General features: G+C 45.2%; 12 protein-coding genes and 4 tRNA genes. 5 read left to right on the top strand and 11 right to left on the bottom strand.

Features of this window, described 5'->3' with window-relative positions; translation table 11 throughout:
* Position 1: 1 nt before the first annotated feature.
* The 3 genes from M0413_RS06045 to M0413_RS06035 are packed head-to-tail and all read right to left on the bottom strand — an operon-like array spanning position 2 to position 4,816.
* Positions 2 to 3,091, bottom strand: a complete 3,090-nt coding sequence (locus tag M0413_RS06045; protein ID WP_088586565.1) for a multidrug efflux RND transporter permease subunit — start codon at positions 3,089 to 3,091, stop codon at positions 2 to 4.
* A gap of 13 nt (positions 3,092 to 3,104) precedes the next feature.
* On the bottom strand, positions 3,105 to 4,223 hold the full coding sequence (locus M0413_RS06040; protein WP_037427715.1) for an efflux RND transporter periplasmic adaptor subunit: 1,119 nt from the start codon (positions 4,221 to 4,223) through the stop codon (positions 3,105 to 3,107).
* A 20-nt stretch (positions 4,224 to 4,243) separates the two neighbouring features.
* Positions 4,244 to 4,816, bottom strand: coding sequence for a TetR/AcrR family transcriptional regulator (locus M0413_RS06035; protein WP_037423387.1), 573 nt, complete (start codon positions 4,814 to 4,816; stop codon positions 4,244 to 4,246).
* A 325-nt stretch (positions 4,817 to 5,141) separates the two neighbouring features.
* Here M0413_RS06035 and rep point away from each other — a divergent pair, with 325 nt between their 5' ends.
* The gene (gene rep / locus M0413_RS06030) at positions 5,142 to 7,157 is read left to right on the top strand and encodes a DNA helicase Rep (protein ID WP_037423389.1); all 2,016 of its coding nucleotides are present in this window, start codon (positions 5,142 to 5,144) and stop codon (positions 7,155 to 7,157) included.
* Positions 7,158 to 7,177: 20 nt separating this feature from the next.
* On the opposite strand, the gene M0413_RS06025 is transcribed toward rep, so the two are convergent.
* Positions 7,178 to 9,808 carry a sensor domain-containing diguanylate cyclase gene (locus M0413_RS06025; RefSeq protein WP_172588918.1) on the bottom strand — a complete coding sequence of 877 codons (2,631 nt, stop codon included), beginning with the start codon at positions 9,806 to 9,808 and terminating at the stop codon, positions 7,178 to 7,180.
* A 207-nt stretch (positions 9,809 to 10,015) separates the two neighbouring features.
* Here M0413_RS06025 and M0413_RS06020 point away from each other — a divergent pair.
* From M0413_RS06020 to M0413_RS06005, 4 genes are all read left to right on the top strand, one after another.
* Positions 10,016 to 10,092: transfer RNA gene (locus tag M0413_RS06020), tRNA-Arg, on the top strand.
* Between the two features lie 52 nt (positions 10,093 to 10,144).
* A tRNA-His gene (locus M0413_RS06015) sits at positions 10,145 to 10,220 on the top strand.
* Positions 10,221 to 10,322: 102 nt separating this feature from the next.
* Positions 10,323 to 10,399 (top strand) — tRNA-Pro (locus M0413_RS06010).
* 53 nt (positions 10,400 to 10,452) lie between these two features.
* Positions 10,453 to 10,529: transfer RNA gene (locus tag M0413_RS06005), tRNA-Pro, on the top strand.
* 192 nt (positions 10,530 to 10,721) lie between these two features.
* Here M0413_RS06005 and M0413_RS06000 read toward each other — a convergent pair.
* The 7 genes from M0413_RS06000 to M0413_RS05970 form a co-directional block, all read right to left on the bottom strand.
* Positions 10,722 to 12,641 (bottom strand): bifunctional diguanylate cyclase/phosphodiesterase, encoded by a 1,920-nt coding sequence (locus M0413_RS06000; protein ID WP_109277597.1) that lies wholly within the window; start codon positions 12,639 to 12,641, stop codon positions 10,722 to 10,724.
* Between the two features lie 8 nt (positions 12,642 to 12,649).
* A complete protein-coding gene (locus M0413_RS05995) occupies positions 12,650 to 13,357 on the bottom strand; it encodes a transglutaminase-like cysteine peptidase (protein ID WP_037423398.1) in 708 nt (235 codons plus the stop codon).
* 18 nt (positions 13,358 to 13,375) lie between these two features.
* Positions 13,376 to 13,981 (bottom strand): OmpA family protein, encoded by a 606-nt coding sequence (locus tag M0413_RS05990; protein WP_037427723.1) that lies wholly within the window; start codon positions 13,979 to 13,981, stop codon positions 13,376 to 13,378.
* Positions 13,978 to 15,393 carry a type I protein secretion system protein AggA gene (aggA, locus tag M0413_RS05985; protein WP_037427724.1) on the bottom strand — a complete coding sequence of 472 codons (1,416 nt, stop codon included), beginning with the start codon at positions 15,391 to 15,393 and terminating at the stop codon, positions 13,978 to 13,980. The genes M0413_RS05990 and aggA overlap by 4 nt, the downstream gene beginning before the upstream one ends.
* Positions 15,394 to 15,419: 26 nt before the next feature.
* The gene (locus tag M0413_RS05980; protein WP_037423406.1) at positions 15,420 to 16,802 is read right to left on the bottom strand and encodes an HlyD family type I secretion periplasmic adaptor subunit; all 1,383 of its coding nucleotides are present in this window, start codon (positions 16,800 to 16,802) and stop codon (positions 15,420 to 15,422) included.
* Positions 16,799 to 18,976, bottom strand: coding sequence for a type I secretion system permease/ATPase (locus M0413_RS05975; RefSeq protein ID WP_172590207.1), 2,178 nt, complete (start codon positions 18,974 to 18,976; stop codon positions 16,799 to 16,801). Before M0413_RS05975 ends, M0413_RS05980 begins: the two co-directional genes overlap by 4 nt.
* A 92-nt stretch (positions 18,977 to 19,068) precedes the next feature.
* Positions 19,069 to 21,259: choice-of-anchor K domain-containing protein (locus tag M0413_RS05970; RefSeq protein WP_249553465.1), on the bottom strand; the 2,191-nt coding region annotated here is incomplete at its 5' end.

Genomic DNA, 21,259 nt, shown 5'->3' with positions numbered 1-21,259 from the left:
GTTAGCTGTTGTGGGCTAGCCCGTCGGTATCTTCGTCAAACACGGGCAAAGGCTCATGTTTTTCAGCAAGATAGGTATAAATCACCGGTAATACAAACAGGGTAAAAATGGTCCCAATCGATAAACCAGCGACAATCACAATACCGATATTAAAGCGTGCTACCGCCCCAGCGCCGGAAGCAAATAATAGCGGCAATAGACCCGCAATCATCGCTGCAGTGGTCATCAAAATTGGGCGTAAGCGGATGGTTGCCGCCAGTTTAATCGCCTCAAGTTTAGATAGCCCACGGTGGAGTTGTTCCTCTTTGGCCACTTCGCACATCAAGATCCCGTGTTTAGTGATAAGACCCACTAAGGTAATTAATCCTACCTGGGTGTAGATATTAATTTTGGCTAAGCCAAACACATGGGTCCACCCGAGTACAATCAAGGCGCCGCTAATCGCCAGCGGTACAGATACCAAGATGACTAAGGGATCTTTAAGGCTTTCAAATTGGCTGGCGAGTACTAAGAAAATAATCGCAATTGCCAGCAAGAAAGTGGCATAAAGTGCCGATCCTTCAGTGACAAACTGGCGCGCTTCACCGAGGAAGTCGTAGCTATAACCCTTAGGTAACTCATTATCGCCAATATTTTGCAAAAAGCTGATGGCATCACCAATGGCTACGCCTGGCGCGGCTACACCACCCACAGTCAAGGCATTCATTTGGTTAAAGTGCGGCAGTGAGCGAGGCTCGGCCACCATTTCAATATCAACCAAGCTGGATAGCGGAATGGATTTACCATCGGCGGCTTTGACATAGTAATTAGCCAGCGATTCTGGGTTCGCCCGCAGTTTACGCTCCACCTGTGGGATCACTTCGTAGGAGCGACCATCCAAGTTAATGCGATTCACATAGCCATCACTCATCATGGTGGCGAGTGTGATCCCGATATCTTGCATGGTCACGCCGTAGGTCCCGGCTAAGTCACGCTTGATATGCAGTTTCATGGTGCCTGAATCGAATTTAAGGTTGATTTCTGAGTACACAAACAAGGGACTCTTTTGCACCTTTTCCAGTACGCTGGTACCGATTTGGAAGAGGCTGGCGAAGGAGTTTGATGTAGTAATCACAAACTGAATCGGTAAACCACTTGACGCCCCAGGCAGCTCAGGCATTTGGAACGTTGTAATCGCCATTCCAGGAATGTGCTTCACTTCTTTAGCAAAAAACTCCTGCATTTGTTTTTGGCTCTTATCCCGCTCACTCCAAGGCACTAATGGCGCGATCCCGAAGGCTTGGCTGGAACTTGGTACGCCCACGAAGGCGAGTGACGCGGCCGATTCAGGCTGTGCCTTAATCATATCCGTGACTAAACCCATATTGGCTTGGATGTAGTCCAAGTTAGCGGTCGAAGGTGCCGTGCCCATCATCATTACCACGCCTTTATCTTCGTTGGGCGCCAGTTCTGACGGGATAAACTTAAACAACACAGGCAGTGAAGCGAACACGATAATCGCAAAGGCGACGATCACTGGGCGATGTAACATCACCGCATCTAGCATGTTGCTGTAACGGCGAGTCAGGCCCGTGAGGAAGTTTTCGACTCCCATTTCGAACCGATTAGGTGCGGTATGGGGTTTGAGAATTTTGGCACACATCATGGGTGACAGTGTCAGTGCCACTATGCCCGAGATAAACACAGAACCTGCGAGTGTAAGGGCAAACTCCTTAAATAATGAGCCGGTGATCCCACCCATTAAGGCAATCGGCGCATAAACTGCGGCGAGGGTTATGGTCATGGAGATCACTGGCACAGCGATTTCGCGGGTACCGATAATCGCGGCTCTAAAGGGCGACTCACCCAGCTTAATATGCCTGTCGACGTTTTCGACCACCACAATCGCATCGTCAACCACCAAACCAATGGCGAGCACCATGGCAAGCAGGGTCATGAGATTGAGCGTAAAACCAAACATCTGCATGATGATGGCAACCCCAATCAGCGAGAGCGGAATGGTTACAATGGGGATCACCACGGCGCGAAGCGAACCTAAGAAGAGGGTGATCACCACGATAACAATAATCGCGGCTTCACCAATGGTTTTAACCACTTCTTTAATCGATTCATCAATTGCGAGTGAGGAGTCGTAGAGAATGCTCGAACCAATGGATGGCGGTAAGTTACGCTCGATTTCAGGTAATAGGGCGCGGGTATCTGCCGCGACGGTAAGCGGGTTCGCCGTTGGCGTGACATCAAGGCCGATGACCACGGCTTCTTTGCCATTGGCTAAGGCGCGGTAGATATCGTGGCTCTTTTCGAGGCTAACATCGGCAATATCACCGAGACGGACGACTAAACCGTCCTTACTGCCGATCACTAAGCGTTTTAACTCTTCGATGGTAGCAACTTGGGTGTCTGCGGTGCCGTTAAAAAGGGTGTAAACACTGTTGGTTTGACCCACCGCTGACTGGTAGTTGTTCGCCTGCAATACTTGCATTACATCGCTGGAGGAGAGGGTAAACGCCCCCATTCTGGCCGGATCGAGCCAAATACGCATGGCGTATTTAATACCACCGTATAAATTCACCTTAGCAACGCCGTCAATGGTAAAGAGCTGGGGTTTGACGACACGCTCAAGGTAATCCGTTAGCTGGCTTGAGTTAATCTGGTCACTAAAAAATGAAATATACAGTACAGAGGTTTGCGAGCCAGTGGACATTTCAACACTGGGATCTTCAGCCTCTTTGGGCAATTGCGATCTCACCGAGTTTACTTTGGCGAGAATATCGGCCAAGGCGCCATTCGGATCGGTATTGAGCTTCATATACACCGAAATTTTCGAGGTGCCGAGAAAGCTCTCTGAGGTCATAAAGTCAACGTTATCGGCCTGCGCTAGCGCTTGCTCTAACGGTTGTGTAATAAAACCTTGGATTAGATTTGCATCCGCGCCGTAATAACTGGTCGATACCGTGACTACGGTATTCGTCATCTTCGGATATTCACGCACTTGCATGCTATTGAGGGCATTAAAGCCTAACAGCAGCAAGAGAAAGCTGATTGAGGCGGCGAGTACGGGTCGCCTAATAAAGATATCTGTAAAGCGCATTATCTTGCTCCTATTACAGCTTTGGCATAGTGTCGGAGTGGGTCAGGGCTTGGTCTTCAACCACTGTCACTTTACTGTTGTTACTGAGGCGAATTTGCCCTGAGGTGACAATACGATCTCCCGCTTTTAACGCTCCACTCACCAGCGCGTTATTGCCGTTACGCTCTAATACCGTCAGGTTGATTTGCTCGACTCTAGCCAGCTTTTTACCGTTTTCTTCGACCTCTTTGATGAGGTAAATAGAGTTACCATAAAGGGTAAAGTTGATGGCGGTTTGTGGCAGTACAAACTGATCGTTCAGTTCTGGCAATAGGATGGATACTCGGGCAAACATCCCGCTACGCAGTTTGGCGTTATCGTTAGAAATGCGTGCTTGCACTTGGATCAAACCGCTTTGGTAAAACACGGCGGGTTCAATCGCGGCAATTTCACCTTCGAAGGGTTGCTCAGGATAAGAGTCCACAAACACATGGATTTTTTGGCCTACGGCAATACGAGGTAATTGGGTTTGCGGAATAGTGAAGCGGATTTTCATTGTGCTGATATCTTCGAGACGCACAATATCGGTACCAGGCTGAAGATATTCACCTAAGTTAATGTTACGAATACCCACTAAACCACTGAAAGGCGCACTGATTTCACGGCGCTCGATAGTGGCTTTTAAGCTTTCAATATCCGCCTGTAAGGCCAGATATTTAGATTCACTATTATCTAAATCCTGTTTAGAGACTGACTTTTGCGCATAGAGTTTTGAAAGGCGTTTGAAGTCGGCCTCAGCGGCGGGCAGTTGTACCATTTTGCTTTTAAGGTTGGCTCTTTCCACTTTGGCATCGAGTTCGGCCAGCAGTTGGCCTTTTTCCACTCGGCTACCGTTTTCAAAATTAATACTGGTGACGCGTCCTGCTAATTCGTTGGAGATGGTCACCCCTTGATGCGGCTCAACAAAGCCAATCGCATCAATTGTGGGTTGCCACTTTTGCATATCTAATGTCATGGCTGTTACAGGAAACTCAGCCTCTGGCATATTGGCGATCGCCTCGGCGATTTTATTTTTTACCATCAGGTTAAAGCCGATCACTGAGCCAAAGGCAAGTACAGCGATCGCTAGCATACTTAGAGTCCATTTTTTCATGGTGCTAAAGATTCCTAGAGTTAAAGTTGAAGATTGATTGAAATGGCCTTTAGGCATAATTCACATGCCCGCCGGATTTCATTTTCTGTACATTCCAAATGGCCTCGCCGTAGGCGTTTGCCTATGGCGATAGCCGGCTCAAAGGCGATAGAAAACAACAAGGTATTATCAAGCTTTTGAATCATTCCTTGGTTTTTTGCCTGCTCAAATAATTGGTGTAGCGGTTGAAATATTTCTCTTTCAAATGCTTGGTGCTCAGGTGCATCTACCCCTGGGAGGTGGGAATACTGAGCAAAACTCAAATTTGCATGGGATTGTTCACGACCCAGTTCAACAATCTTGAACCATAGGCGGCGAAATTTTTCGTCAAAGCTGCCTTCATTAATGTTTTCAAGCAACTTGCTGGCAATTTGTTGTAATACGTCTTTACGCAGTTCAATGATCAAATCTTCTTTATCTTTGAAGTAGCGGTAGATCGTACCTGCGGCAACGCCTGCATCTACTGCTAGTTTTTGCATTGAAAGGTTATGTAAGCCTGCTGTCGCAATGATTTTTTCGGCGGAGCGAAGTATTAAGTCACGTTTGTTATCCATTCTGCTTTCCGATATCGACATCTATGAATGAACGTTCATCCATGCGGAATTCTACTGCGCATTATCAACCTTAGCAACAAATTAGCTCAAAAAATGGCAAAAGTGTGATTTAAGAAAGTTATTTTGTAATAAGCTTGCCTGCACACTGATTGCAGCATATTTGACTGGTTTTTAGGATGTCATATTCAAATGCTTATTCATTTGAAGAGACGAGTCATTTCTATTGTTTGCTCAATTGATATCTGGGGATTTGTTGGCCTTAAAACCTTCGCTTCTGCTATGATCCCATCCCCCTTCTGAAGACTTGTTTGGATATTGCGCGACGATGAAACTCAATCCTGCCCAAAATGATGCCGTTCATTATGTTTCTGGGCCTTGCTTAGTATTAGCGGGCGCGGGCAGTGGCAAAACGCGGGTAATTATCAACAAGATTGCCTATCTAGTGCAAAAGTGTGGCTACAATGCCCGCAATATCGCCGCCGTGACGTTTACCAACAAAGCGGCGCGCGAGATGAAGGAGCGGGTCGCACAGTCTATGGGGCGTAAAGAGGCTAGAGGTTTATGGATTTCGACCTTCCATACCTTAGGTCTTGAGATTGTAAAACGTGAGCATAAAGTGCTGGGTTTAAAGCCTGGGTTCTCGTTATTCGATGACCAAGATACGCTTGCGCTCCTTAAAGAGCTGACTCAAAAAGAATTACAGGAAGATAAAGATTTACTCAAAGCCTTGGCAAGCAGCATCTCCAATTGGAAGGGCGGGCTGATTATTCCCGACCAAGCGCGCAAGCTGGCAAAGGATGAACAGCAGCAGTTGTTCGCCCTGTTGTATCAGCGTTATGCCCAGCATATGAAAGCCTACAACGCTTTGGATTTTGATGACTTAATTCTGCTGCCAACCCTATTGTTACGCCATCATGAAGAAGTGCGTACACGCTGGCAAACCAAGATCCAATACCTGCTGGTGGACGAATATCAGGATACCAACACTTCCCAATATGAAATGGTCAAGCTACTGGTGGGCGAGCGCGCGCGTTTTACCGTGGTGGGGGACGATGACCAGTCCATCTATTCATGGCGCGGGGCTAAGCCGCAGAACTTAGTGTTGTTGGGTAAAGACTTCCCCAAGCTTAAGTTGATTAAACTTGAGCAAAATTATCGTTCTAGCCAACGCATTTTGCGGGCGGCGAACATTCTTATCGCCAACAATCCCCATGTGTACGATAAGTCGTTATTTAGCGAACTGGCTTATGGTGAGCCGATGCGGGTGCTGTTTGCTGCCAATGAGGAACAAGAAGCCGAGCGTGTGGTCGCCGAAATCATTCGCCACAAATTTGTCGGCCGTACCCAATTTGGTGATTACGCAATTCTGTATCGCGGTAACCACCAGTCTCGCCTACTTGAGCGGGCGTTGATGACGAACCGTATCCCTTACAAGCTAAGCGGCGGCACTTCGTTTTTCGCCCGTGCCGAGATTAAAGACATCATGGGCTACCTTAAACTGGTGGTAAATCCTGACGATGATAACGCCTTTTTGCGGGTGGTTAACTTACCTAAACGGGGTATTGGTCCATCCACCTTGGAGCGTTTGGGTAACTTTGCCAACGAGAAACATATCTCCATGTTCGAGGCGATTTTTGATCCTGAGCTGAATCATCATTTACCACCTAATGCCATGTCAGCCTTGTATCAATTTGGCCGCTTTATTGTCGATACGGGCGAGCATGCCGAGCGGGGAGAACCGGTTGAAGCCGTAAAACAATTGATCCGTAAGATTAATTACGAAGACTATTTATACGAGACCAGTACCAGTGCGAAGGCCGCCGAAATGCGGATGAAAAACATCTCCGAGTTGTATCGCTGGGTGACGGAAATGCTCTCTGGGGATGAGTTAGATGAACCTATGACCTTGCCCGAAGTGGTTAACCGCCTAACGCTTAGAGATATGATGGAGCGTAACAGCGAAGATGAAGGCGGCGATCAGGTGCAATTAATGACGCTGCATGCCTCTAAAGGGCTGGAATTCCCCTTCGTGTTTATGGTGGGGGTTGAGGAGCGCATTCTGCCGCATCAAACCAGCATAGATGAAGATAATGTTGATGAAGAACGTCGTCTTGCCTATGTGGGGATAACGCGGGCACAACGTGAGCTATGGTTCACCCTCTGCCGTGAGCGTCGCCAGTTTGGTGAAACTATGCGCTGCGAGCCGAGCCGCTTTCTGCATGAGTTACCGCAGGATGACCTTATTTGGGAAAACCGTAAGCCACAGCAAACAGAGCAAGAGCGAATGCAGACCGGGCGCAGCCATATCTCGAATTTAAGAGATATGTTTAAGAAGTCTTAATTAATCATGTAATTGCAGTTTTAGGCGCAAACCTGATGCAGGGTTTCCACTAAGGTAAAAGGGTGGGCTATGGCACTACCCTGGCCGAAGCGATAACCTAGTGCATTGAATATATTGATTTGCTCAGGGTGATGAAGTCCGTCAACAAAGGTTTGTAAGTTTAAGGTTGAGGCCGCCTTTTGATAGGCAGACATCAGCTTTATGTGTTGTTCATCTTGCAGTTGTTTCGTGATATTCGCATCCAGCTTTAAGCCTTTTACAGGGAGGAATAACAAACTGTTTAACGCACTGTGGCCGCTTCCGTAGTGGCTAATCCCTAAGTTAACCCCCTGCTTATTTAATAATTCAAAGCCGCTTATGTGGTTCTCTGTTTCTTGAACTAAGGCTTTTTCATTAAAAAATAACCATAGCTGCGGGAGAGGAAGCTGAGTTTGTTTGAGCGCATTTTTAAGACCACGAAGTACATGCTTGTGTTTAAGATGTTGACTGGAAAGCATAAGGTGTAAATCAAGGTTATCTCCATGGCTCACAACGAGCTGGTGATAATGCTTATTCAGTAAGTTAATTGCATACTTATCCAACTCAACCATGAGGTTAGCTTGCTCAGCTAATTGGCTTAAAACTTCGTGCGGAATACTTCCCCATACGGGATGCTCCCAAATTAATCGACACTCAAAAGCATGGGGTTGTAGAGTCTGTAAATCAACTATTGGGAGAAGATTGAGTTGTAACTCCTCTGCTTGCAGCGCCTGTTTAAAATCATTCTCGAAGGCAATATCCTGGATTTTTTGCTGTGACGCGCTATCGTCAAAAATGACATAACAACCTTTGCCATTCGCCTTGGCTTGGTACATTGCGGTGTCGGCATTACGCAGCATGGACTCACTAGTATCCAGCTTATTACCGCTAATGGTGATCCCAATACTGGCTCCTGAATGGAATTCAACAGCACCTAATTTGTAGGATTGTGAGATTTTTTGAATGACCCGTTCGGCCACATCACGGGCATCGTTGATGCCGTTGATGGTATCGAGCAGGATAACAAACTCATCGCCACCGAGTCTTGCCAAGGTATCGTTGCTACGGATGCAGCCGCGTAAGCGAGTGGCGGTTTCAATTAAGAATCTATCGCCCTCCAAATGCCCCATAGTATCGTTAATCTGCTTAAAGCGGTCGAGGTCGATAAACAGCAGGGCAAACTGTTCTAGGCTATGGCGGCGAACATGTTTGATAGCCTGATTGAGACGTTCCATAAACATCGCACGATTGGGCAATCCTGTGAGCGCATCGTGTTTGGCATCATGAACGAGTTTAGCTTCCATATTACGGCGCTGACGGATCTCTTTCTCTAGGTCCTTATTGAGCTCAGCGAGTGCAGTTGTACGAGCTGCAACCTTTTCCTCTAGTTCTTCATAGCTGCGGCGTAATGACTCTGCAGCGAGTTTTTTCTCGATAGCAGCACCGATATGTTGTGACACAAAGGTGAGTAACTCCAAGTCTTTCGTTTGGTAGTTTTGGGTCATGCTAAAGCTATAAATGGTTAGCGCACCTCGTACTACATCATGGATAAACAGTGGGATACCTATCCATTGATGCATTGTTTGAGTGTGATTAAGTGCGGGTGCCTTAGCGTAAATTTCTTTTGAGGCAATCAAACCATGAATATCATTCTGGTCTAGCAGTAGTGGACGTTTGTGTTTGAGCACATACTCCGTAAGCCCATCCTGTAATGGCCGAGTCCCAGGGTGTTTGTTACCTAATTGGGAAACGTAAAACGGGAAGGTTAAGTGGGTACCTTGTTCATTTAGCAGTGCGATGTAACAGTTATTGGCAGGAATAAGGTGCCGAATCACATTATGTAGCTGTGCATAAAATTCAGGATTATCTGAACTAGAGCTTGCTAGTTCTGCTATTTCAAATAAGGATTTTTGCAGCCGCTCGGCTCTGCGTCTTTCATACACTTCTTGCTTGAGCTTGTCATAGGCTTGGCTAAGCTCTTTAGTTCGTTGTTGTATTGCTTGCTCTAGCTGTTCTTGGTGCTTAAGTCTTTCCATCACGCCAGCAATATGGTGACAAATAAAGGTCATTAACTCGACCTCGATATCGCCATAACTGACATTAGTATCATAGGTTTGTACTACCAGTACGGCAGTGACTATGCCTTCATGCTTGATGGGCACTCCAAGCCAAAGGTGGCAAGGAGAACCTAAATTGACGATTTCCTCTGCTTCGACCAGCTCTTCAACCTTGGATTCATCGCATAGTAGGGTTTTTCCTGTGCGAAAAACGTAACCAGTTAATCCTTGTTGCAACAGCGTTGATAGGGATTGCTCGGGATAAAGCTGGGCAGGATGGGCATCTTTTTCATCGGCAAAGAAGGGAACCGAAATAGTGTTGGTATTGATATCGAGAGTAGCGATAAAAAAATTATCAGCAGAAATAAGCTTTTTTAGGTGGTGGTGAACCCCTAAATAGAATTCTTCGAGGGAAGGAACCTGAGTGGCAATATGGGATAATTCGAGTAACGCATTTTGAACGATCTCCGCCCGCTTGTACTTATGCGCCAAATATTTAAGGCGATTAAGTCTTTTTTTTAAGCGTTCAAGCTCAGGAGCTCGAGGTTGGGTAGTTTCATCTTCATCCCTAAACATGATACTCACTAATCAGTTCTGCGTTAATTGTTGCCAAACGTTATAATTAGCACGAAATACCGTAACATCCAAGTCATATTTTAACTGTGTTTTCGCTGAAAAAGCATGCTAATGTATCAAAACTTGAGCAGTCAGTAAAAAAAGTGCAAAACAGCTATAGACTCAAAGGCTATTTGTCCATACTATATGCGGCGCTAACCAAGGCGAGCGCCCATAGCTCAGCTGGATAGAGCGCACCCCTCCGGAGGGTGAGGCCGAAGGTTCGAATCCTTTTGGGCGCACCATCTCTCCGAATGAGTTGTGAGCTTGAGGTTAGCAGTAAAGTGAAATTCAGTGGTGATTGTAGCTCAGTTGGTAGAGTCCCGGATTGTGATTCCGGTTGTCGTGGGTTCGAGCCCCATCAGTCACCCCATTTCATTTAACATCTCGGTGATTAGCGCAGTCCGATAGCGCATCCAGATTTTTGGATAAGAGCGGACCAGAGGGTTTTACTCTCTTTAGCTAAAGTAAATTTCGGTGATTAGCGCAGTCCGGTAGCGCATCTGGTTTGGGACCAGAGGGTCAGAGGTTCGAATCCTCTATCACCGACCACATTCTTCGCATAACTAGCGCGTTTGAGTTTTCAAGCAAATAGTTAACAGTTACGGTGATTAGCGCAGTCCGGTAGCGCATCTGGTTTGGGACCAGAGGGTCAGAGGTTCGAATCCTCTATCACCGACCAATTACACTGAAGCCTCAGAATTTCGAAAGAAGTACTGAGGCTTTTTTGTATTTGTCTCTTGGTACTGTTTTGCTATTCGTATCTTGCTGGCTCGTTGTGATTGCATGACATGGTGCTGCGAGGATTCAAGGCCGTTAGCAACATCTCAAATAATTAAGGCTCCCGAAGGAGCCTTAATCAATGGTATTCGATTTAGTCGATATTTTCTGGCGGGACAATGAAGCCCTGATAGGCATCCGTTTTTAGCTCATTGAAGCGCTCTAGCTGAGCCTTTTCTTGAATTCCCGTCACTATCACCTGAATATCTAATCCTCTAGCTACATTGATAATCGCACGGCAGAGCTCGCTATTATGTGATGCTTCGTCATAGTAAGAGAAAGATTGGTCAAGTTTAACGTAACTTGGTCTTAGCTCTTGGAGGTAAGACATGGAGCCAAATTGTCTACCAAAATGGTCAATACCAAATTTAGCACCATTGTCCCTAATAATATTGCAAAGGCGAGTACAGGATTCTAAGTCGCTATAAACCCCCGCTTCAGGGATCTCAAAGCAAATCCGTTCAACCTGTTGAGCCGTGCGGAGGAAGTGATTAAGCCAGTCGTGGAACTGTGTATCACTAATACTTTGATGCGTTAAGTTTATCGCTAAAGGCTCGTAATGACGCTCAAGCAGTTTTTGCTCGTAGACAGTCTCAATGAGGCATTTATCGAGTAATGAGCCGAGTGACAGCAGCTCTATGTAAGGCATAAACTGGCCAGCATGAGCGAGCTTATCACCCAGCTCGAGTTGGCAATAGAGCTCTCTTTGGCTCATGCCATCGCCATTACAAAATTGGATAGGTTGCCAACGGAACTTGAACTTTTTGTTGCTAATGGCGTGGCTAAGATTGTCGCGCCATTGTTCTCGGGTGAAAAGTTGTTGTTCAGTTGTCTCGAACCAATGGAAGGTTTTATTCTCTTTGAGCGCTTTTTGCAGAGCGTTGTCTGCTTGGGCAAGAATATCGGAGACCTTCATTTGGCCAATCCGTTCAGCCACCCCAATTGCAAAATTCTCATTGGGCTTACAACCTGCTTTTGATATTTCTTGATTGATTGTGCGGATCAGCGTTTGCAAATATTTGCTAATTTGATCATGTTCTACATCGGTTACAAGGAAGGCAAACTCAAATGCGGCAATACGCGCAACCACAGAGGGAGTGATCTCATTTAATTGCTGGACTAGTTTTTCGGCCAATAGGCGAATGGTTTCATCGCGAACCTGATAGCCATATTTACTGTGAACTTCTTCGAGCCAGTCTAACTTAGCTAAGAACAGGGCGCCGCTGCTCGGTTCGCTTAACCAGCCATTGAGACGGCTCACCACATATTGGCGATTAGGCAGTCCTGAGGCTGGGTCTGTGAGATTCTTTTTGCGTAAAGTACCTACCTCCTCATCGAGTGATTGGAAGAGCTGTTTTAGTTGAGCTGACATGCTATTGAACGCGGTAACGAGATCTTTGAGTTCTGTGGTTTTAGGCAAAGGCATATCTGGCCCAAACTGGCGAGCCGCAATCTTTTTAGCATGATCAGATAAAGCGTGTAGTGGTTTTAAAATCCAAGTTAATCCTAATCTTGCGGTAAAAATAGCGACTAAAAACAGCAACGAAAAGGCGATAATAGTATTGGACATGATGCGCCATAATTCATGGTAACCAAATCCTGGGTGCGCAGTGATTTCAAGCTGAGCTAGCTGTAACCATCCTGAGGTAATCGTGCTTTCTTTTTTGATGGTTTTAAATAGGTTCAAATTGATAAACCATTGAGGTACATCATCAATTTTAATAGGGTTAGCCCATTCTTGTTGTTTACCGTCAACCATCCACGTCAGTTTAATATTTTTATAATAGCCGCCTTCAAAAATAACGTTGACTAAGGTTTCTGCGGCTGCAGTATCACCCGCCTCAAGCGCGGGAGTTAGCATTAATCCAAGCGAGGTACTGGCATTGTTTAGATCCGATTCCATTTGCTTGGTCAAAAAGCTTTGAGTCTCAGTAAATTGCACATAGCCAAGACTTGCTACTACTAACAAGAATAGGCTAAAAAGCAGCGAATAAATCTGTCTAAACAGTGTCATCTTGGGTGCTACTCCAGTTTTAATTTGGGCTGTCTTAAGCGATCAACCCCTAACCTATGGTTTAGGTCATTCCATTTTTCGAGTCGTGTTGACGAGCCAGCTAAAACGCCTCGTCCCTGTTCTTTGTTAAGCCATAACTGTTTACCGTTAAAGCTGTATACGGGTATAAGATCTTTACGCTGAGTTGCGGGTTTGATGACATGATCAAGATTATCAAGCACTAAAGGGATGGAGGAAGGGGTATCATAGTAAGCTAATACCATATGATACTGATTAACACTGGTGGCTTTAACCATGGTGATCCGCATTTTATCCTCGGGCACACCTAATTGAAGCAGTGTAAAATACTTGGCGATTGAAAAATCCTCACAATCTCCACCATTGACTCCAATAAACTCCATTGGAGTGGCCCAATAGTTTGATTCTCCCCACAATTTTATATCATCAACGAAACGAAATAAGTTAAAAAAGTTATTAACTTTCAATAGCTTTTCTTTTTCGTCAACCGTGTTTGCCTCTGCTAATACTTTAAACCAAGCTCTTGCTCGCATTCCTGCTCGCTCACCATAGCGTTTTTCTAGCGTTGAGGTGATTTTTGCTTCATCGAGTGTTTGGGTAGGTGCCGCATACAGGCAACTAATCCCCAACGCAGACGCAATTAGGCTTGAGCGGCAGGCGCGAAAAAATGCATTTATATCCTTTGGCCTGCCGTTCATAACCTACTCTGTTAGCCCTTATTTGGTGTCATCGACGGAATAAATCGTCCACTTCATATCTGTAGCGGTGTCATCACCCGTCACTTCAGCGACGACTCGGCGATTACGAATTTCTGCTTCAGGTGTCTGTTCTAAAACGACTGGACGACTTGAGCCATATCCTATGGCGGTGAGTCGGCTTCTGTCGATACCAAAACGTTCGGCAAGAACGGCGGTAACGGCATCAGCACGCTCCTGTGATAATACCGAGTTTCTTTCATCTGTACCCGTACGACTTGTGTGTCCTTCAATGGTCACCTTCGTTGTGGGGTATTGACGTAAGAATATTGCGATCTCTTCAATTTGCGGGTAATACTCAGGTGCAATGTATGCTGAGTTATTGGGAAATAATACATTGATTTCCTTACGCTCATTAATTGATTTGATCTGACCACAGCCGTAGTTATCCGTGCCTGCACCTTTAACAGTATCGTTGCAGCGTTCACGGGCTTCAACTACTCCATCACTATCCTTATCGGAAAGATCGTATGCTTGAGTTGTTGTCATATCTTCAATATTGACTGTATCACGCATGGAACAACCTGCTAAAAGCGCCACGCTAAGGAATAGGATAGTGGTTTTCATTGGTTGGCTCCTCCTTCGTAGCTACGCTCTCCGCGCCATGCTTCCGGACGCGTCACTTTCAGTGAGTCGAGTAAGCGGCCTGTCGCGTTAAGCACGCGATATTTGGCAATGATTTCATCATATTCAGCTTGTAAGTAGTCCTTACGTGCTTCGAACAATTCATTCTCAGTATCAAGTAAGTCGAGTAAGCTGCGTTGACCAAGGTTAAATTGCTGCGCATAAGCGGACTGAGTATCTTTGGCTGCAATGACATGGTCACGAATGTATTGCTTTTGAGGTGCTAACATTTCATAGGCGTTCCAAGCTAGATTGACGCCTTCAACGACTTCTCTTTGAGCGCGTTGACGGATTTCTTTGGCTTCACCCAGCTTATAGGCTGATTCTTTTTCACGAGCGAGGTCTTTACCGCCAGCGAAGAGGTTATATCTTACTCGCACCATGGCGACGATGTCGTTGCTATAACCACCTACATTTTGGCTCGCTAATGCACTTACGCCATCTTCGCCACCCACATCATTGTTCCAGCTACCGTTTAGCTCTAACGAAACTTGCGGGTAATAGTTGGCTTGGGTGGATGAACGCTCATTTTCAGCAGCACGAATATCGTTTGCTGCAGATTTAAGGATAGGATGATTTTTCTCTGCGTCAGCTAAGCTACTGTTTAAATCCTTTGGTAACATATCGGCATCTGGAACAGGTTGAATTAAGTCAACTGGGTCGGCAGACACAACTCGGATAAATTGCGCTTTAGCATCGAGCAAATTATTTCGAGCAGAAATCACATTCGCATTTGCCCTTGCAAGACGGCCTGATATTTGTGATAGATCGGCTGTTGAGCCTAGACCTGAATCAGTACGTTGCTTGATTTGATCATAAATTTCTTTATGGCTGTTAAGATTTTTTTCAGCCAGCTTCAACACTTCATCAGTACGAAGGTAGTTGAGATAGACTTTGCTGACATCCAATGCCATATCTTCAGCAGCAGCAAGTAAGGCCCACTGGTCTGCACTGGCTTCAAAGCTATAACGGTCAACTTCACTGCTGGTATAAAAACCATCAAAAAGCATTTGTTTTAGGCTAATACCAAACTCACCGCGGTTGAGTTCCGCGACGCCATTGCTATCAACATCGCCGACGTTTTTGCGTCGACGGGTTGATACGCTATCCGTCTGCTCGTAGCCATAGCCACCAGTGAGATCGACTGTTGGCATATAGCCAGCAATTGCCTGATTTACTTGCTCTTCTCTTGCTTTGAATCGGTTAAACGCCACTCGTAGATCTGGGTTGGTATCGAGCGTGTGCGCAACCGCTTGCTCAAGCGTTTGGCTTTGAGCCGATAGTGGAAGCAAGATAGCTGACAGCAGAACCGCTATTTTTGAACATTGAAATTGTCGTCTTACTAAAGTCTTCATTGCAAACCTCCCGGTTTATAACAGGCTTAACGCTCTCTGAGCGCTGTGTCCTTAGCCCTTAAAATTGGATTTAAAATGTACTCAAGAATGGATCTTTGTCCGGTGATAACGTCAACGCTAGTTAACATCCCCGGTATAATTGGCATCTCTGTGCCATCGTCTTTTATCAAACTCGATTCTTCGGTTCTTACCTTTATAAGGTAGAAGCTATTTCCTTCTTCGTCCTGTGATGTATCGGCACTAATATGCTCTACTGTACCTTTAAGACCACCGTAACGGGTAAAGTCATAGGCAGTCACCTTAACTACTGCAGGTAAGCCTGTATGTAAAAACGCAATATCCTTAGGTAAGATCTTGGTTTCTATCAGTAACTGGTCTTCAGATGGTACGATTTCAACTATATCAACTCCGGGTTGAACCACGCCTCCTAAGGTGTTGATATGCACAGTCTTAATGGTGCCGTTTACAGGGGAAGTTATAATCGCTTTGCTAACCTTATCTTGGGCTCCCACCTGTGCTTCGTTCATTCTGGATAAACGGGTTTGTGTTTCGTTAAGTTGTGCACGAAGATCTGCAGCGTAAACAAATACCGCTTCACGGCGCTTTAATATTGCTTCATCTAATGCTGCTTTCAGTTTCGGTCTAAGCAGTCTCAATGAGTTTAATTCCCCTTGGGCATCGTTCACTGCGCGTTCGAGTTTAAGTAATTCAACTTCGGGCACAATCCCTTTTTTAGCCAGAGGCCTCGTAAGCTCTAACTCCCTAGAAATCAACTGCATACTGGTTGTTAAGGTCGTCGTTTTTGAGGCAAGGTCATCGATTTCTTGTTGCCTTTGTTGTATCTGACGAACCAGAATCTCCAGTTGGTTGCTCAGATTATCTAAGCGACCGTTATATTCTTCCTGTTGTCTTTTCACTAGGGCGGGTTCTGCCTCATGAATACTATCGGGAAATACTAAAGCTTTTTTGGTAATTTTAACTTGTTCACGCCAGTCAGAAGTCATATCAGAGATAAGAATGCTATCTAATTCTGCGCGCATACGGATGGCATTGGTTTTTAAGCCAAAGACCTCTTGCTCTTGCTGGGCAAAATCGGAGCGAAAGCGGGTATCATCAATCCGTACAAGTGGCTGACCTTTAGTGACAATATCACCCTCTCTCACAAAGAGTTCTTGCATGATACCGCCGTCAAGACTTTGAATGACTTGAACTTGAGAAGAAGGGATAACTTTCCCAGAACCCGTTGTCACCTTATCCAGTTTGGCAAAACCTGCCCAAAGTAGAAAACACACAACCATGGCAGCTAACGCCCATATGATGAGCCTATGTCCACTTGGGGCATCTGTCATCATGGCACCGTAAACATCATCAACCATGTCTAAATCATTTGCCGTTAGATTTTTACTCATTGTCTGGAGCCTCCATTTACAAGGCCAAAATTGAGTTTTTCTAACACTTCAGCTTTAGGACCATCGGCAACAACATGTCCCCTTTCAAGCACAATAATACGGTCAACTAATTGTAATAAATGCATTTTGTGAGTGATTAATAGCAAGGTTCGATCCTTGCTGACATTTTGCATTGAGCGAATAAACTGTTGTTCTGCTCTCGCATCTAAACTGGCTGTAGGCTCATCCATTAGCAATACTGGCGGATCGTTGAGAGTCGCCCGAGCTAGGGCAACGGTTTGTCTTTGTCCACGACTAAGAGACATGCCACCTTCGCCGACTTGTTGATCTAGGCCTTCAGCCTCCAAATGGGTGAACTGACTGACACCTGAAAGCTGTACTGCACGGATAAGTTGATGCTCTGTAACTTGGCGAGTACCAAAGAGAATGTTATCTCTTATGGTACCGTGGAAGAGGGTGACGTCCTGCGGTAAGTAACCAAAGTTACGGCGCAGATCGCTAGGATGAATTTGTGCCGAATCGACCCCATCGTAACGTAGGCTACCGGTTGTGGGTTGGAACAGTCCAACGAGAAGTTTGGCTAAGGTACTTTTACCTGAACCATTACGACCGATAATTGCAACCCTTTCACCTGGGTTGATGGTTAATGAGAGCGGGTGAAGCACGGGTTTTTCTGAACCGGGATAACTAAATCCAACATGGTCAGCATTAATTTTACCAATTAAACGCTGCTTACTTACTAGGTGGCCTTTGTTTTCAAATTCGTCTTCTTGCTGCATTAACTCATCAAGTTGACGTAGTGCACTGGCTGTGTGGTTGGCGCGCGTCATCAGTCCTGCAAGTTGTGCCATTGGCGCTATTGCTCTGCTCGATAACATCACCGCAGCGATGATCCCCCCCATAGATATAGCGTTATCAGACACACGATAAACGCCTAAAATCACCACACATACAACGGAAAATTGCACAATAAAGTTAGCGAAATTTGAGACTGAGTTAGACAGTTTTTTGGATCTTAATTGCCAGTTAGCGCTATGGCCGATCATTTGTTGCCAACTTTTTTGGACAATACCTTCTGCGCCGTTGGCTTTTATAGACTCTAACGCCGAAAGACTTTCTATCAAATGCCCATGTTTTAAGCTGGAAAACTTATTACCTTCTTCAATCGCCGCTTTTAATTTAGGTTGGGTATAAAGTGTAAAGCCGATAATGATCAAGCCTCCCACGACAGGGATCACGGCTAAATCACCTGCAACAATATAAATCACGATAAGGAAAAAGAGTGCGAAAGGAAGATCGACAAGTGTTGTTATCGTTGCTGAAGTTAAAATTTCCCGAATATTGTCAAATTCTCCCAGTTGTTTTGCCATACCACCAATGCTTGGGGAACGTTTTTCCAATGGAATACCAATTGCTTTGGCAAATAGCTTCGACGAGACAATGATATCAACTTTTTTCCCAGCCACATCAATTAGGTAGCTTCTAAGTTGCCGCATAACAAGGTCAAATAAATAGGCAATTGATGCGCCAATCGCTAATACCCAAAGGGAGTCAAAAGCTAAATTAGGTACGACTTTGTCGTACACATTCATAATAAACAGGGGAGAAACTAAGGCAAATATGTTGACCAACACCGAGGCGATTAACGCATCTCGATAAATGGGCGCGGAGTCTTTTAAGGTTTGAACTAACCAGTGGGTTTTATTATCGTGCAAATAGACATCAAACCCCATGTCGCCACGATATTCTTGTTTGACTAAGAACAAATAGCCGACATACAAAGTTTCAAGTGACTCAATGGTGAGTTTTTCTTCACCGCCCGTTTCTGGCAGTTGGATGATTGCTCTATCTGACTCGAGGTCTAATTCCCGCAGAATACAGGCTTTCTTGTCTTTTAATAATAAAATACAGGGTAGCAGTATCGGCGAGATCTCATTTAAACCCTTACGAGATAATTTTGCTGCTAACCCTGCACGAGATGCTGCTTGAGGAAGCAGGTCGGGTGTTAATACCGCTCCAGACAAAGGCAAGCCTGCCGCAAGTGATTCACTTGAGCATGGATTACCAAAATGTTCAGTCAGAAGCACTAAACAATCTAGCAGTGGGTCAACAATTACTCGCTGTGATGCGGATATCGTCCACTGCTCAACTTTTTCAGACGCTGTAACAGGCACCTAATTATCTATCCTTTGATTTTTTATTTACTTATCAGAAGTATCGGTCATGATGGCCTATATTTCTATAGGCCATCCGAACTGATTTTTTATTAAGGAATGATATTGTTGTGTGGATCGGTCAGTGGTGTCACTCCTTGAGGTGCATCAGGTGTTACTGGTGGCGCTGTATCAATAATGAGTGGGCCATTACCATTGCTTCCGAGCAATCCATTAATAATACCCGCATTATCCGTTGCACCAAATTGGCTATAGAGGTTAACCCCATCAAGCACAATATGTTGATCGAACGTGCCATCCTTGTTTGCATCGATATCGATCACGGTTGAACCATTGTTTAAGCTAAAGCTTAGATAGCTTTCTAACGTGCCAGCCGTTTCTCCTTGGAGTAAATCACTCAGATCGAGCTTATCTTCACTCACATTGAAGTCCATGATGTGGTCTGTGCCTTTGTCAGCATCCGCATAGCGCCATACGAAGGTGTCTGCGCCATTATCGCCACGTAGTACATCATCACCAAGGCCACCAATTAAGGTATCATTGCCTTCACCGCCGCATGAGTTTTCACCATTTGTCACAACGATAGTATCATTCAAACTAGAACCTTGAGTTGTAAACGCATTAGCATCGACAAGGTTGACGCCATCAGCATTTACGGGGCTCACATTAATTTTTAGTGTTGCACTTGATCTATCTCCATCACCATCTTGCATAGTGTAGGTAAAGGTTTCTGTTGCACCAGAGGCTGGGATTAGATCTGCACTCGCAGTCAATTGATAGTGATAGGTTCCATCAGCATAAAGTATCAATGTGCCGTAAAGACCATTAATAGTTGTACCTACATGGCCCGATACGCCCGTATTTGTATGGTCACCATTAGCAACTCCAATGACTGTAACAGCAGTATCTGCACCAGTTGTATCATTGGTTAGTACATTGCCATCGGTATGCGGCAACGTATATCCATTACCCGCCACCATACGAACCACTAGTTGATAGCTAGTTGCATCATTTTCATTGGTATAAATCGAAGTAACTATATTGCCATTACTATCTTTAAAACCAATGACTTGCATTGTGTAAACTTGACCTTCGTAATTAAAGGTTACACTTGTTTGCTCTACAGTCACTATATCCCTAGGATCTGGACCATCGTTCGGCGTTTCATTATGGCTAAAGTTGAGTGTTAAAGTTACAGGTGTTGTAACACCATAGGCATCAGTCACATTAAAAGTGATTTGCATTGTTGCAGATGTGATAGATGTGCCTGAATCAATCGGGTAGTTATAGTGAGTGAAAGTACCAAGTACTATATCTTGGTTTAGTGATAATGAGCCATTTAGGGCGGCATCATTGTCAGCAAAACCATATCCCGATTGACTTCCATTATATCTCGCAGGATCACCCCAGCGGACTTGATCTTTGCCGCTATCATTGTCAGGACCATCAAACTTCCTGACATCTGAGCCGCCGTTGATAGTTGTCCAATTTGCCACAATACCGGAGAAGTTAAAGGAGTCTAAAACTACTTCTAGTTGGTCAGTATCATTATGCGCAGTAGCAACATCATCATGGACGGTCGTTGTTATTGTCGTTGTCGCAAAATCACCATCGGTGTCGATAGCCTTAACTTGGAAATTATCATTAAGCGTATCATTTCCTTGCGTAGAATGAGTTTGAGCATGGGTAAGAGTATAGGTGTATTGCAACTGACCATTGCTATAACCAGTAATGTAAAGCGTTCCATTAGCACCAGCAATAACAATTGGGGATGTTAATGATGCACTTAGTAGTGTTGCTAATGTTAAAGTTGAGGTTATGCCAACAGAGTTTGTAACTTCTATTCTATTTAACCCATCATTAGCCGTAATACTCATGCTGCCTTGAGCAGATGTTTGTCCTGTACTCGGATTACCGGTGCCATTTGCTAAAGCCGACTCATAAACATTTAATGGTCCAACCGTATTAATGATCGTCACTGGATCATCTGCGGGGGTGACCGTGATAGTCAGGGTCGCTATGGCACCGGTGTTGGTGGTGTACGTAATGACTGGAACTGCACCGTTCCAGTTGGCATTAGGTGTAAAGCTGTAGCTACCGTTGCTATTGAGCACTAAGGTGCCGCCTGTCAGCACGACGCTGCTGCCGGCGTTATGCACCACACTGCTGCCCGCGACGGTGAAGCTGACCACGCTGGTATTGCCCGCTTCATCGTTAGTTAACACGTTGCCGCTGGCGACGGTGTCCTCAACGACAGTTTTGCTGTCATTGGCCGCATCGGTG

Source organism: Shewanella sp. 8A (assembly GCF_023475945.1).
GTDB classification, from domain to species: Bacteria; Pseudomonadota; Gammaproteobacteria; order Enterobacterales; family Shewanellaceae; genus Shewanella; species Shewanella xiamenensis.
The sequence above is the reverse complement of the archived record's forward strand: the minus strand, read 5'-3'. Positions and strand labels throughout refer to the sequence as shown.